The following is a 14,247-nucleotide window of genomic DNA, read 5'->3' on the forward strand; positions in this document are numbered from 1 at the left end:
CCAGCGCGCCCCGCTCCGCGCGCTAGCACCGCTTGTTGCTCTTCTTCCCCTTGAGCTTCGCCGTGTTCTTCGGGCACACGTCCTTGATGGCCGCGGAGCGCTCCTTGTAGAGCGCCTTCATCTCCTCGAAGACCTGCGCCTGCGTTCGCTTGAGATCCTTCGTCTCCCCCGGATCCGCGACGAGATCGAAGAGGTCGAACGCGGCGTCGTCGCCGTACGCGATGAGCTTGTACTGCCCGTGGATGAGCGCCCTGCGCCGGTCGTTGTCGCTCGTGCGCGGAAGATCGACGATGACGTCGCGCGGCTCCGGCGTCGCGCCGTGGAGCTCGGGCACCAGGCTCTTGCCCGGGAAGGACGGCTCCGCCGGCGCGCCGGTCAGCTCCAGGATCGTCGGCGCCAGGTCGATCGAGCTGCGAGGCACGTCGATCCGGCGCGGGGTGATCCCGGGCGCCTGGATCATCAGCGGCACGTGGGTGAGCACGTCCCACACCTCGAAGCCGTGGCGGAACATCTTGTGCTCGCCGAACGCCTCGCCGTGGTCCGCGGTCACGATGATCGCCGTGTCCTTGGCCCACGGCTGCTGCGCGACGAAGTCCAGCAGCTTGCCCACGTGCATGTCGGTGAACCTGACCTCCCCGTCGTACTTGTCGCGGGCGCGCTTGCCGAACGGCGGGATCCCCTCGTGCGTCATGTAGACGTCGTGCGGATCGAGGAAATGGAAGTACGCGAAGAAGGTGCCCGAGGTGTTCGCCTTGTCGGAGAGCATCTTCATCGCGAGCTCGAGGTGCCCCGGGCTCGTGACGTTCCGGTCGGTCGTGTTGTCGGCCGAGAGCCCCGGCACGATCTCGTACACGTCGAAGCCCTGACGGAAGCCCGCCTTCTGGTCGAAGTAGAAGTGCGCGTGCGCGCTCATCGTCCGCACCCCGGCCTTCTGCAGGAGCTCCGGGAACATGAGGACGCTGTCGGGGTAGTTGCCGAAGAAGTAGCCGCTGCGATCGACCTCGCTCGGGTACCGGCCGGCGAGGAAGCCGCCGACGCTCATCGAGGTGTACGACGAGATCGCGTAGTGGCGCGTGTAGCTGACGGACTTCTTCTCGAACGCGGTGAGCACGGGCGCGATGTCGCGCTCGTAACCGTTCCACGGCATGTCCGCGCGCATGCTGTCGATCGAGACCACGAGGACGTTCAACCTCTCGCGCTGCCCTGACGGCGCCCCGTCGGTGCCGTCCTTCCTGTCCGTCCTGTCCGTCGCGGCGGTCGTCCCGGCGCTCTCTGCGGCGGCGGCCGGCGCCGCCGCCGCGGGCTCCTGCCGTGCCGCGGGCTCCGGCGTGCGCGCGGGCGGCGGCTGGCCGTCGCCGTCGCGAGAGCAGCCCGCCCCGGCGCTGGCGAGCGTGAGCGCGAGCGCCGCCGCGAGACGCCGGCGGGCCAGGCGCGGGGGCGCCGTGGACGAGAGGGCCGGCGAGGACGGCGCCCGTGGGCCTTCCGGTCCCCAGGCGCACATGGGTGAAGCGAGCGTGTGCATGGCCGCGTGCATGGCCGCCGTCTTACCCCGACTCGCGCCGCTCCGCCAAAACCGCACACCTCGAGCGAGTTCCGCTATGCTGTCGGGTCATGGCCCCGGTCCCTCGGAACCCTCCGCCGCTGCCGCCCTCGGGCCGATCGCAACCGGGGGGGAGGCCGGCGCACGAGCCGCCGAGGCCGCTGCCGCCCGACGCGCCGCGGCGTGTCGGCGAGCACGTCAGCCAGGCGCTGAAGGACCACATCACCGAGATGGCGCTCGGCCTGCTCGAGGAGCAGATGCAGGCCCGCATCGTCCACTACCGCGCCGATCTCGAGACCAACCCCGAGCTCGACGCGGTCACCGCGCAGGTCGTCGCCCAGCTGAAGGTGATCCAGGCGTCGGCGGGCGCCGCGGATCGCGGGGCGAAGAACCGCGACGCGATCCGCGACGCGCACGAGAAGACGCTCTGCGCCCTGCTCGAGCGGGTCATCCGGGAGGACGGCATCTCGCTGCTCGTCGAGCGGCGGCTCAAGAAGATCCACAGGAACCTCGCCCGCCTGTTCTTCCAGTCCGAGCTCCACGAGAAGACGCGCGGCCGCGACGGCGCGCCGAAGGTGATCCACCACGGCGAGCAGGCGCTCTTCTACGTGCTGACCCGCTACAAGAACCGGATCGAGGCCGAGCTCGACGGCTTCGAGTTCGCGTCCGAGGACGCGCGGGAGCAGTCGTTCGAGCTGCTCGCGAAGCTGACGAAGGACATGCAGGACGCCTTCCTCGCGCGCCGGTCCAGCGAGCTCAGGCGCATCGTCTCGGTGGTCCACGCCGTGCTCGTCGACTTCTTCAGCGTGCAGCTCGCCCAGAGCCTCGGCGAGATCTCCGCGCGGGTCGTGCAGGACGCGCGGACGTTCGAGGGCAGGGCGTACGCGTACAAGCTGACGAGCGAGGCGTTCCCCCGCTTCCGCGCCGCGTTCGAGCGCCACCTCATGGTGATGCTCGTCGGCTTCGCCGAGGACGAGCTGGTCGCCCAGCTCGCCGACACGGCGGGCGCCGAGCGCGACGAGACGATCCTCTTCATCACCGATCCCCACCTCTTCAGCATGATCTGCGGCGAGGTCTGCGAGGGGCTCTACGAGTTCCTCTGCAACGAGGGTTTTCTCGACCTGCCGCCCGACTGGCGCCGCGCCTCGGCGGCGCCCTCCGACAGCTGACGCAAGCGAAACCCAGGGACATTCATGAGACGGAACGACGTCGCGCGGGCGGGCTCCGGCCTGCTCCTCGCTCTCACGCTGCTCGCCGGCTGCGCGCGCGGCCCCGATGTGGACGCCTCGGGGCTCGCGCTGCGGCGCGTGGTCATCTACAGGAACGGCGTCGCGTATTTCGAGCGCCGAGGGCTCGTCGACGCCGATCAGGTGACCTTCCGTGTCCGCAAGGAGAAGGTCGGCGACTTCCTCGCGACGCTCGCGGTCATCGAGGCCGGCGGCAGCAGCGTCCGGAGCGCGTCGTTCCCGGTCGAGGTCGACGACGGATCCGGCGAGGACGAGGCGCCGGATGCGCTCGGGCCCGAGGTGACGCCGACGCCGAAGGACAAGGGCGCGGCGGCGCGGGCGAAGCAGCGCGACGACGAGCACGAGAAGGTGAAGCTCACCCTCGACGGGCGGGAGCACGATCTCGTGATCGGCTACGTGGCGGAGACGCCGGTGTGGAGGCCGTCGTACCGGCTCGTGATGGGGGCGGGCGGGGCGCAGGGCGCAGCGCCGCGCGCGGACTCGAAGCAGGCGCACCTCCAGGCGTGGGGCATCGTGCAGAACCTGTCGGGCGAGGACTGGAAGGGGGTGAAGCTGTCGCTCGTGGCGGGCGCGCCGCTCGCGTTCCAGGCGACGCTCGACCAGGCGGCGATCCCGCCGCGCCCTGTCGTCAGCGATCAGGGCGAGGTGATCGCGTCCGTGCCGACGAGCGAGACGACGCTGGCCACCGAGGCCGCGCCGCCGCCACCGCCGCCCGTCGAGCCGGCGCCGGGCGACGCCGGCGAGGGGTACGCGTTCATGGAAGAGGCCGAGCCCGAAATGGCGAAGGGCGGCGGCAAGATGCGGTCCGCGAGGCCGAGCGCGGCTGCCACGGCGCCCGCCGCGAAGCCGAGCGTGAGGCTGAGCGATCGCGAAGACGCGCGCGCCGGCGGGCAACACGCGGGGCCGCAGTTGAAGCGGTCAGCGCCGGCGCCGGCGCCGCCGCCCATGGCGATGAACCCCTCGCCGCCGCGCAACATGAGCGCCCTCGCCGCGGTCGCGATGGAGGCGGGCACGACCCGCTACGACATCCCGTTCCCTGTCGACATCCCCGACAAGAGCGCGACGATGGTCCTGCTCCTGGCCCGGCAGGTCCCCGGCGAGTCGATCTTCCTGTTCGCGCCCGACGGCGGCGTGCCCGCGTCGAGCTCACACCCGTTCCGGGTGGCGCGTTTCACGAACGACACGAAGGGGCTGCTGGAGCGCGGCCCCATCGCCGTCTTCGAGAACGGCGCGTTCCTGGGCCAGGGCATGGTCGAGCCGCTGCCGCCGGGGGCCACGACGACGGTGCCGTTCGCGCTGGAGCGGGGCCTCGCCGTCGACACGACGCGCGAGGAGAGCGCGGAGGGCGCGCGCATCGCGAAGATCGAGGGCGGCGCGCTCGAGATCGAGCGCGACTGGGTCACGCACACGAAGTACGCCGTCCGCAACGGCGCCGACCTCGCGGCGAGGACGCTCGTGAAGCACCCCCGCTTGCACGGGACGCGCCTGCACGCGCCCCCGAAGGGCACGGAGGACAACGTCGGCACGGGCAGCGCGCTCGTGCCGATCGACGTGCCGCGGCGGGGGACGGCGGTGCTCGACGTCGACGAGCGGCGGCTCTTCCGGCAGCAGATCGACTGGCTCGACCAGCTCGCCGACGACGCGGTGCAAGGCTACCTGAAGGACCCGCGCGCCGACGCGGCCGTGGCCAAGCAGCTCGGTCAGGCCTGGGACATCCGGGGCAAGCTCCGCCCGGCGATCGACGAGCGCGACAGGATCCTCGCCGAGCAGCAGCGCCTCGAGCAGCAGAGCCACGAGCTCCGCCAGAACCTCAGGGCCATCGAGAAGAACAAGACCGCCGACGAGCTCCGCCGCGACCTCACGGATCGGCTCTCGAAGGCGTCGGCGCGCCTCGACGAGATCACGAAGCGCGTCATCGTCCTCGAGATGCAGATCAACGAGCAGCAGATCCGCTTCCGCGATCTCACGAACGAGATCAAGCTCCTCGCCCCGCTGGCCCCCGTGCGCGCGGCTCCCTGAGCGCTGCTGTCCGGCTCCCCGGTCCCCGGTGGAAGGCGGCTCCCCGCTCCTGTGGGGGGCGGCCCCGCCACCGGGATCTCGGCCCGGCTACCTCGCTGGTTTGCCCGCGCTGGGCGGCTGCCGCACGGTGCCTGCGTGGGTCCAGCTCCGCTCCATGCCGGTCGCGAGCCAGGCCACCTCGACGCGCTCGCTCCCGAAGATCGCCGCGACGCGATCGCCCCACTGCGCGGGGGCGGGGAGCTCCACGCTCTTCTGGTCCTTGATGCTGCCGAGGGCCTCCGTGCCGACGAGGAACGTGGCGATCCCCTCGCTCGCGAACGCCGACACCGCGGTGCTCGGGACGAAGGGCGCGACCACCGCGCGCACCGTCGAGAGATCGGTCGCGCGCTCCGCGACCGCCCGCACCTCGTCGAGCGTCGACAGGACGAGCGCCACGCCGCCGGCCGGGTTGCCCTCCGCGGGCGCGGCCTGCCCCTGCTGGTCCGCGGCGGCCGCCGCGGGCGCCTCGGCCGGCGCAGGGGCGGCGCGCCCGCGCGCCCCGACCGCCGCGTGCCCGTTCACCTTCGGCACGCCGGCGAGCACGTCGAGCGTCAGCGGCCCCTTCCACGGCACCGCAGCGGGCGCCGGTGGCGGCTTCTTCGTGCTCACCTGCTCCCCCTTCTTGTCGCGGAGGATCAGCACGTCGTCGGTCGGCAGCGCCCGCGGCACGGTCACCCGCACCGGCCGCTTGAACGACCGCGGATCGCCGACCGCGCCCGTGGCCACCGCGTAGGCCAGGGTCTCCGCCGAGGCCACGACGAACGACGGCGCCCCGGCGATGCGCGGCTCCGGATCCGCGGTGCGCAGCGACAGGCTGCCGGGCGGCGGCGGGTAGATCTCCGACGTGACGACGCGCCTGTCCGGCTCGACGATGCGCGCGCCCGTCGCGACGAGATCGACGAGCGCGCCCGACTGCGCGAGCACCTCGAGCACCTGCCGCGACGGCGGCGCGACGAGCAGGTCGAGCCGCGACGGGACGCGCTTCGACTTGAGCAGCAGCGCCGCCGCGAGCATGTCGCGCAACGTCACGCCGGAGTCACCCCCGAGGACGACCTGCGCCACGGGTTTGCCGGCGAGATCGCGGACGGGCCGGACCACGCCATCCTCGTCCATGAGGAGCGGATCGACCGTGCCGAGATCGATCGAGACGACCTCCTCGCACGGCGCGCCCGGGTCCGGCACGAGCGCGCGGTGGGCCTTCGACCTGCGCTGATCCCGGAGGAAGACCTCCGTCTTCTCGTCGCTCACGAACAGCGCCGCCGCCGCGCCGACCTGCGGCGCGATGCCGCAGAGCACCGCGCGGTCGCCCACGGAGAGGAGCCGCGCGCTCGGCCCGGCGAACTCGAGGATCACCGGCGCGTGGTGCTCGCCTTCGATGCGGCGCACCACCTCGTCGAGGTTCCTGCGGAGCAGCTCGAGGGCGACGTCCCGCGCGCAGACGAAGGGCCGCACCCTGCCCGAGAGGTGGATCTGCACGCTGCGGGGAGGCCGGAGCCAGACCGAGCCCGTGGCGAGCGCCTGCCCGAGCTGGCTCGGCGAGACGACGAGCGACAGCATGCCGATGCCGCCGACGGTCGTGAGGCGCGGGTCGTCCGTGAGGGCGAGCCGCGCTGGCGCCGCGAAGCGCTCCAGGTGAACGGGCGCAGGGAAGCCGATGCCTGGCCGCGCGATCGGGATGTTGTACGTCGGGAACTCGGGCGACACCGAGTGCGGGCTGCCCTCGTCGATATCCGCGAGCGAGCTCGCGTCGGCCACGCAGGTGCCGTCGTAGGCGACGGCGACCTCGACCGGCGTCTTCTTCATGCCCGTGGCGATGGCCTCGGCCAGCGCGCGCGACGGCGCCCTGGAGAGGATCACCTGGTCGACCTTGACCTGGACGAGATCACCGCGCAGCTGAGGATCCGTCGCCCGCCCGGCGAGGATCTTCTGGGGCATCGTGCGGGGGGGATCCCCGGCTCGAGCACGCATAGATGTTGGGCCGTCCTTGTTTTTCTTGATGAGATGGCGGGTACGGCGCACGCCGCTCCCGACCACGTTTGACGTCGGCCCCCCGGCGAGACGCGCCGGTGGGATCCGCCTCCGGACCTTGCCGCGAGGCGAAAGAACGGCCGCACGTTAGCCGCTCGCCTGGACGAGGGTCAAGGCGTGCTTTGGAGCGGGCCCCCAGGGGCGGGAATCGCCCGGCTGGGACCAGGATGCAAGAGGCAAAGCGCCCGCCCGGTCCAACGTTTCGCCGCGCTTCGTCTGTCGTGTCGGGTTGCGTCGGGTTGCGTCGGGTTGCGTCGTGCTGCGTCTGTTGCGTCTGTTGCGCTGCTCCACGATGGCAGGCGGCCGGTACGAGCTTTCGCGGCGCCGCCGCGCAGCATCCTCTGTCGTCTGTCGTCAACGCCGCGCGCGCCCGGCCGCCATCGGCCTGGCCGCGCGCGGCCGAGCGGGGCGGGCGACCATGAGGAGCGCCGGCTCTGCCGGGCTGCGGCGCGAGATGCCGGGCCAGGTTCGTTTGTTTTCCCGATCGTGCCGCGCTTGGGTAATCTCGGCGCATGTTCCAGGCCGTGCTGAAGGAAGTCGTAGAGAACACCGAGGGCGGCATCGCGACCCTTCTCATGGATTTCGAGGGGATCCCGGTCGACAGCTACTCCAAGCCCGGGGCCGCGTTCGACATCACCACCATCGGCGCGGAGTTCAGCGTCGTGTTGAAGTCGATCCAGCGCGCCGCCGAGATGCTCGACGCGGGCAACGCCGCCGAGATCGCGATCCAGGCGGAGAAGGTCACCACCCTGATCCGCGTCGTGAACAACTCGTACTTCGTGGCCTTCTCGATGACGCCCGACGCGAACATCGGCAAGGCCCGGTACCTCCTGCGCACCAAGGTGCCGGTGCTGCTGAAGGAGCTCGCCTGAGCGGCTTCAGCATCTCGGTCATCTCCGGGCCGAACCTCGATCGACTGGGCAAGCGCGAGCCAGCGATCTACGGCACGGCCACGCTGGATGACGTCCACCGCGCCGTCGAGGAGGCCGCGAAGGCCCGTGGCGCCTCGGTGTCGTGCATGCAATCGAACTGCGAGGGAGAGCTCGTGACCGCGATCAGCCACGCCGGCGATCGCGGCTTCCACGGCATCGTCCTCAACGCCGGTGCCTACACGCACACCTCCATCGCGCTCTATGACGCGATCCGCGCGAGCGCGCTTCCTACCGTCGAGGTGCACATCTCCAACCCGGACGGGCGTGAGCCGTTCCGCCGTCGCTCCCGCATCGCGCCTGCGTGCATGGCGCGCGTCGCGGGCTTCGGTCCGAGCTCGTACGTCCTCGGGCTGATCGGGCTGATCGGGCATCTGGAGAAGCTGCGATCCGACGAAAGAGGTTGAACATGCGCCGTCACTCTGGTTGAAAGGCGGCAAACATCGATGGCCGAACGTCCTTCCATGAACATCAACCTCAAGCAGTTGCGGGCGCTGGTACGCATCTTAGAGAAGCGCAACGTGAGCGACTTCGAGTTCGAGGACGAACACGTTCGCATTCGCCTCACGCGCGGAGGCGTCATCCCGCAGGGCGCGGCGCCGCATCTCGCGCCCGCCGCCTTCCAGATCCACGGCGCGCCGGTCGCGCCGCCGGCGGCGCCGCCCGCGGCGGCACCTGCGCCGGCCGCCGCGCCCGCGGCCCCTGCCGCGCCCGCGGAGGCGGCGAGCGACGAGGGGATCTCCTATGTGACGTCGCCGTTCGTCGGCACGTTCTACCGATCGCCGTCGCCCGATGCGCCCCCGTTCGTCGATGTGGGCAGCGCGATCCGCGTGGGTCAGGCGCTCTGCATCATCGAGGCGATGAAGCTGATGAACGAGATCGAGGCGGACTCTCCGGGCACGATCGTCGAGATCCTCGTCGACAACGGCAAGCCGGTCGAGTTCGGGCAGCGTCTCTTCAAGGTGCGGCGCAGCTAGCGCTGCCCGGGCGAGGGTGCCGTGTTCCAGAAGATCCTGATCGCCAATCGCGGCGAGATCGCGATGCGTGTCATCCGCGCCTGCCGTCTGCTCGGCATCCGCACGGTGGCCATCCACTCCGAGGCGGACGCCGCGGCGCTGCACGTCCGGTTCGCGGACGAGGCCGTGTGCGTCGGTCCGGCCGAGGCGTCGAAGAGCTACCTCAACATCCCGCAGATCATCGCGGCGGCGGAGGTCACGGGCGCCGACGCGATCCACCCAGGGTACGGGTTCCTCTCGGAGAACGCGAAGTTCGCCGAGCTTTGCAAGAAGTGCCGCCTCACGTTCATCGGGCCGACCGCGGAGGCGATGCGGACCTGGGGCGACAAGGTGTCCGCGCGCGAGGTCGCCAAGCGCTTCGGCATCCCCATGCTCAGCGGCACGGGCGTGCTCAAGAGCGCGGCGGACGCCGCCGAGCAGGCCGAGCGCGTCGGCTATCCGGTGATCCTGAAGGCCTCCGGCGGCGGCGGCGGCAGGGGCATGCGCATCGTCCGCGAGGCCGGCGAGGTGCAGCGCTCGTTCGAGATCGCGACGCAGGAGGCCCTGAGCGGCTTCAAAAACCCGGACGTCTACCTCGAGCGCTACGTCGAGGCGCCGCGCCACATCGAGTTCCAGGTGCTCGCGGATCAGCACGGGGGCGTGTGGACGCTCGGCGAGCGCGAGTGCTCGCTCCAGCGCCGGCACCAGAAGGTGATGGAGGAGTCGCCCAGCCCGGCGATGGACAACGAGAAGCGCTCCCGGATGGGCGACATCCTCCGGGCTGCGATCCTCGAGACCGGCTACACCGGCCTGGGCACGCTCGAGTTCCTGATGGATGAGCGAGGCGAGCTCTTCTTCATGGAGATGAACACCCGGGTCCAGGTCGAGCACCCCGTCACCGAGATGGTGACCGGCGTCGATCTGGTCGCGCAGCAGATCCTCGCCGCTGCAGGCGAGCGCCTCTCGCTCCCCGACACGCGGCCCTGGAGCTTCCGGGGCCACGCCATCGAGTGCCGGATCAACGCCGAGGATGCGCGCTCGTTCGTGCCGTGGCCGGGCCTCATCACGGAGTACCACTCGCCCGGCGGCGTCGGGATCCGCGTCGATTCCGGCGTGTACGGCGGTTTCCGCGTCCCCAGCTCCTACGATTCGCTGGTGGCCAAGGTGATCGCGCACGGCGCGAACCGGGCCGAGGCGATCGCCAGGCTCCGGTGCGCGCTCGACGAGTTCATCATCGGCGGCATCCGCACGAACATCCCGCTGCACCAGGCGCTGCTGCGAGATCCGGAGGTCGTCGCCGGCAACATCTCCACGCATACGATCGAGCGCGTCGTCTCGCAGGGGTTCTGACGCGACGCACCGGCGCGGTTGACGTGTCGATGAGCGCGCAGCCGTTGCGTGCTTGACGCGTTGACCAGCGCAGGGCGCGCTCGAGTGAATGTTGCTCGAGCACCAGGTCGAAAGTGCGACCTGGTGCTATTTTACGTCGCTCTCGAGGCTGCGTGGGCAAGCCCTCGTCGGGTGAGCGAACCCCTTGAACTAGAAAGCATTTGCCGCGGGTATGGAAGCGAACGCTGGAGTGCAGGCTGACTTCTCTTCGTGGGTGCAGGCGACCTCCGATGCCTCCGAGCTCGAGCTCGGGCTCCCTGGTCTCGGCTACGCGGATCTCTTCGACCCTGCGAAGCTCGCCGAGCTGACAGAGCGCTTCGAGGCGTATTTTCACGCCGCAGACGAAGGTGCCTACGCGCGCTTCGACGCGTACCGGGCCTCGCTGCGCGCGGCGCAGGCGGACGCCGCCGCAGGCGGCGCGGGCCGGCCCTCGCTCACGCCGGAGCAGGTCTCCGACGCGCTCCTCGCGGCGGCGCCCCACGTCGGCCGGTTCGTGGCGATGCTCTTCCGGGTCGAGCGGGAGACGCAGGCGCAGATCGACGCGACCCTCGAGCGGAGCGCGCTCTGGGACTTCAAGCGCGAGTTCTCGAAGAAGCGCCTGTTCAAGCCGAACCCGGGGAAGGCGTGGCGGGGCACGCACGTCGAGGCGGCGCACGCGGCGCGGCGGTCGCTCGCGGCCATGGGCGCGCCTGCGAGCGCGCTCGACGGCGGCTCCGCCGCGGAGGAGCTCGCGATCGCGCGCGCGACGCTCGCCCTGATCGAGGTCGACGAGATCGCGCGCAAGGCCGCGAAGGCCGGCGGCGCGAAGTGGACGGACGAGCTCCGCGAGCGGGCGGCGAGGGTGCGCGCCGCGTTGCGGGAGGACCCGGCGCTCGCCGAGGGGGTGGCGCCGGCGGCGGCCGTCGCCGGCGCGGAGCCGACGGAGGCCGAGGACGGGGCGGTCGTGGCGCTCGCGCTCGACGCCGTCGAGGCGTGGCTCGCGGCGCGCCGCGCGGACGAGCACGATCCGGCGCGGCGGTGGCCGACGCTGAAGGCGCCGCGCACGCTCGACTACCAGGAGCTCGTCCAGCTGCAGAGGAAGGGCGCGAACGGCGGCCCGGGCTCCGCCGAGCTCCTCGTCGGCCCCGAGCACGAGCGGAGGGACCGCGACGGCTTCGCGCTGACCGACCGTCGCGCGCCGCCCCGCGAGGTCGAGAGCCAGGTCGACTACTGCCTCTTCTGCCACGATCGCGACAAGGACTCGTGCTCGAAGGGCCTGCGCGACAACAAGACCGGGGCGATCAAGGCGAACCCGCTCGGCGTCGAGCTGAACGGCTGCCCGCTCGACGAGAAGATCAGCGAGATGCACACCATGCGGGGGCGGGGCGAGTCGATCGCTGCGCTCGCGCTCGTCTGCGTCGACAACCCGATGTGCCCCGGCACCGGTCACCGCATCTGCAACGACTGCATGAAGGCGTGCGTCTTCCAGAAGCAGGAGCCGGTGGACATCCCGCAGATCGAGACCGCGGCGCTCACGGACGTGCTGTCGCTCCCGTGGGGCCTCGAGATCTACGGGCTCCTCACGCGGTGGAACCCGCTCGACGCGCTGCGGCCGCACGCGCTCCCGTACAACGGCAAGAACGTGCTCGTCGTCGGCCTCGGCCCGGCCGGCTACACGCTGTCGCACCACCTCACGCGGCAGGGCTTCGCGTGCGTGGCGATCGATGGGCTGAAGATCGAGCCGCTGCCGGTCGAGCTCACGGGTGACGAGTCGCGCCCGCCGCGCCCGGTCAAGGATTTCAAGCGGCTCTACACAGAGCTCGACGAGCGCGTCCTCCTCGGCTTCGGCGGGGTGAGCGAGTACGGGATCACGGTGCGATGGGACAAGAACTTCCTCACCGTCCTGTACGTCACGCTCGCCCGGCAGCGGCTGCTCCGGATCTACGGCGGCGTGCGGTTCGGCGGGACGATCGATCTCGACGACGCCTTCCGGCTCGGGTTCCACCACGTCGCGATCGCGGCGGGCGCGGGGCGCCCGACGATCATCCCGCTCAAGAACAACCTCGCGCGCGGCATTCGCAAGGCGTCGGACTTCCTGATGGCGCTCCAGCTGGCCGGGGCCTACAAGCGCTCGGCGCTCGCGAACCTCCAGGTGCGCCTGCCGGCGGTGGTGATCGGCGGCGGCCTGACGGCGATCGACACCGCGACGGAGCTCGCCGCGTACTACGTCGTGCAGGCCGAGAAGACGGCCGACCGGCTCGACGCGCTGGTCGCGGAGCGCGGAGAGGCCGCCGTCCTCGCGATGTTCGACGAGGAGGAGCGGGAGTTCCTGGTCGAGCAGCGGCGCCACGCGGAGGAGATCCGCGACGAGCGCGCGCGCGCCGCGCGCGAGGGGCGCCCGCCGCGCTTCCAGGGCCTGATCGACGCGTGGGGAGGCGTCTCGCTGGTCTACCGGAAGCGGCTCATCGACTCGCCGGCGTACCGGTTGAACCACGAGGAGGTCGCCAAGTCGCTCGAGGAAGGCATCCGCTACGTCGAGAACCTCGCCCCGGTCGAGGCGGTGCTCGACGAGCGCGGGTGCGTCTCCTCGCTCGTCTTCGACCGGCAGGAGATCGTGGACGGCAAGTGGCGGAGCGCGGGGCAGGCGGTCTCGATCCCCGCCCGCACCGTGTGCGTCGCGGCCGGGACGAGCCCCAACGTCACGTACGAGAAGGAGCGCCCGGGCTCGTTCGTGTTCGACAAGTGGCGGCAGTTCTTCCAGCCGCACCGCGCCTACGTCGACGAGGGCGGCGCGCTCAAGGTGGAGCCGGCCAAGCCGCGGGAGGGCTTCTTCACGAGCTACAACGACGGCGAGCACGCGGTGAGCTTCTACGGCGACAACCACCCCCACTACGCGGGGAGCGTCGTGAAGGCGATGGCGAGCGCCAAGGACGCGTACCCGTCCGTCGTCGCGCTGTTCCGCCACGACATCGCCCGGCTCGGCGAGGAGCCGCAGGCCGCGCGCGACGCGCGGCGGCGCGACCTCTTCGCCCGCCTCGATCACGACCTCGGCGCGGTGGTCGAGCGGGTCGAGCGGCTCACGCCGACGATCGTCGAGGTGGTCGTGCGCGCGCCCGCGGCGGCGCGGAAGTTCGAGCCCGGGCAGTTTTACCGGCTGCAGAACTACGAGGTGCGCTCGCCCGTGATCCGCGGCACGCGGCTCGCGATGGAGGGCCTCGCGCTCACGGGCGCGTGGGTCGACAAGGAGAAGGGGCTGCTGTCGCTCATCGCGCTCGAGATGGGCGCGTCCTCCCGCCTGCTCGCCGCGCTGCGCCCGGGCGAGGAGGTCGTCGTCATGGGGCCGACCGGGACGCCCACGGACATCCCCGAGGGGGAGACCGTGCTGCTCGCCGGCGGCGGGCTCGGCAACGCCGTCCTGTTCTCGATCGCGAAGGCCCTGAAGGCGCGCGGCGACCGCGTGATCTACTTCGCCGGCTACCGGCGGGGCGAGGATCTCTTCAAGCAGGACGAGATCGAGGTCGCGACCGACCAGGTCGTCTGGTGCACGGACGGCGGCGCCGAGATCCCCCCGCGGCGCGCGACCGACCGCCACTTCCGCGGCAACATCGTCCAGGCGATGAGGGCCTACGCCGAGCGCCAGCTCGGCGGCGAGCTGGCGGCCCTCTCGGAGGTCCGCCGCATCATCGCGATCGGCTCGGACAAGATGATGAACGCCGTGCGCGAGGCGCGGCACGGCGTGCTGGCGCCGCACCTGGATCCGAAGCACGTGGGCATCGCGAGCATCAACTCGCCGATGCAGTGCATGATGAAGGAGGTCTGCGCGCAGTGCCTCCAGCGGCACGTGGACCCGGAGACGGGCAAGGAGACGCTGGTCTTCTCGTGCTTCAACCAGGACCAGCTCATCGACCACGTCGACTTCAAGAACCTCGCCGCGAGGCTCCGGGCCAACACGGTGCAGGAGAAGCTGTCGAACGCCTGGCTCGATCACCTGCTGGCCGAGCGCCCCACGCTCCGGCACGTGTGACGCCGGCTCGGGGCCTCGGCGATCCGAGGCCTCGCCGCCGCGCAACGCGGGAAGGCGG

9 protein-coding genes are annotated in these 14,247 nt (G+C 71.4%); 7 read left to right on the forward strand and 2 right to left on the reverse strand.

The window, feature by feature from the left end; all coding sequences use genetic code 11:
- Positions 1-22 precede the first annotated feature (22 nt).
- A complete protein-coding gene (locus ACSRUE_RS28245) occupies positions 23-1,534 on the reverse strand; it encodes a sulfatase (protein ID WP_441286307.1) in 1,512 nt (503 codons plus the stop codon).
- 77 nt (positions 1,535-1,611) lie between these two features.
- Between ACSRUE_RS28245 and ACSRUE_RS28250 the strand changes: the two genes are divergently transcribed.
- Both ACSRUE_RS28250 and ACSRUE_RS28255 read left to right on the forward strand, forming a co-directional pair.
- On the forward strand, positions 1,612-2,709 hold the full coding sequence (locus ACSRUE_RS28250; RefSeq protein WP_441286308.1) for a hypothetical protein: 1,098 nt from the start codon (positions 1,612-1,614) through the stop codon (positions 2,707-2,709).
- A gap of 24 nt (positions 2,710-2,733) precedes the next feature.
- On the forward strand, positions 2,734-4,806 hold the full coding sequence (locus tag ACSRUE_RS28255; RefSeq protein WP_441286309.1) for a hypothetical protein: 2,073 nt from the start codon (positions 2,734-2,736) through the stop codon (positions 4,804-4,806).
- A gap of 87 nt (positions 4,807-4,893) precedes the next feature.
- Here ACSRUE_RS28255 and ACSRUE_RS28260 read toward each other — a convergent pair whose 3' ends face one another.
- Complete coding sequence (locus ACSRUE_RS28260) at positions 4,894-6,780, reverse strand: aconitase family protein (RefSeq protein ID WP_441286310.1); 1,887 nt, start codon at positions 6,778-6,780, stop codon at positions 4,894-4,896.
- 617 nt (positions 6,781-7,397) lie between these two features.
- Here ACSRUE_RS28260 and ACSRUE_RS28265 point away from each other — a divergent pair.
- The 5 genes from ACSRUE_RS28265 to ACSRUE_RS28285 all read left to right on the forward strand — a co-directional run bounded on the left by ACSRUE_RS28265 (position 7,398) and on the right by ACSRUE_RS28285 (position 14,189).
- Positions 7,398-7,745 carry a roadblock/LC7 domain-containing protein gene (locus tag ACSRUE_RS28265; RefSeq protein WP_272099801.1) on the forward strand — a complete coding sequence of 116 codons (348 nt, stop codon included), beginning with the start codon at positions 7,398-7,400 and terminating at the stop codon, positions 7,743-7,745.
- On the forward strand, positions 7,742-8,209 hold the full coding sequence (locus ACSRUE_RS28270) for a type II 3-dehydroquinate dehydratase (protein WP_437769833.1): 468 nt from the start codon (positions 7,742-7,744) through the stop codon (positions 8,207-8,209). The genes ACSRUE_RS28265 and ACSRUE_RS28270 overlap by 4 nt, the downstream gene beginning before the upstream one ends.
- Positions 8,210-8,248: 39 nt before the next feature.
- Entirely contained in the window at positions 8,249-8,779 is a 531-nt protein-coding gene (accB, locus tag ACSRUE_RS28275; protein ID WP_441286311.1) for an acetyl-CoA carboxylase biotin carboxyl carrier protein, read from the forward strand.
- 21 nt (positions 8,780-8,800) lie between these two features.
- Positions 8,801-10,147, forward strand: coding sequence for an acetyl-CoA carboxylase biotin carboxylase subunit (gene accC, locus ACSRUE_RS28280; protein WP_437767362.1), 1,347 nt, complete (start codon positions 8,801-8,803; stop codon positions 10,145-10,147).
- A 211-nt stretch (positions 10,148-10,358) separates the two neighbouring features.
- Entirely contained in the window at positions 10,359-14,189 is a 3,831-nt protein-coding gene (locus ACSRUE_RS28285) for an FAD-dependent oxidoreductase (RefSeq protein ID WP_441286312.1), read from the forward strand.
- Positions 14,190-14,247: the final 58 nt, after the last annotated feature.

The organism is Sorangium sp. KYC3313, from assembly GCF_052075895.1.
GTDB lineage: Bacteria > Myxococcota_A > Polyangia > Polyangiales > Polyangiaceae > Sorangium > Sorangium cellulosum_B.

Bases quoted from the DNA above. Each gene is read 5' to 3' on its own strand.
- ACSRUE_RS28245 (WP_441286307.1), bottom strand. From the start codon at position 1,534: ATGCACGCGGCCATGCACACGCTCGCTTCACCCATGTGCGCCTGGGGA.
- ACSRUE_RS28250 (WP_441286308.1), top strand. From the start codon at position 1,612: ATGGCCCCGGTCCCTCGGAACCCTCCGCCGCTGCCGCCCTCGGGCCGA.
- ACSRUE_RS28255 (WP_441286309.1), top strand. From the start codon at position 2,734: ATGAGACGGAACGACGTCGCGCGGGCGGGCTCCGGCCTGCTCCTCGCT.
- ACSRUE_RS28260 (WP_441286310.1), bottom strand. From the start codon at position 6,780: ATGCCCCAGAAGATCCTCGCCGGGCGGGCGACGGATCCTCAGCTGCGC.
- accB (WP_441286311.1), top strand. From the start codon at position 8,249: ATGGCCGAACGTCCTTCCATGAACATCAACCTCAAGCAGTTGCGGGCG.
- ACSRUE_RS28285 (WP_441286312.1), top strand. From the start codon at position 10,359: ATGGAAGCGAACGCTGGAGTGCAGGCTGACTTCTCTTCGTGGGTGCAG.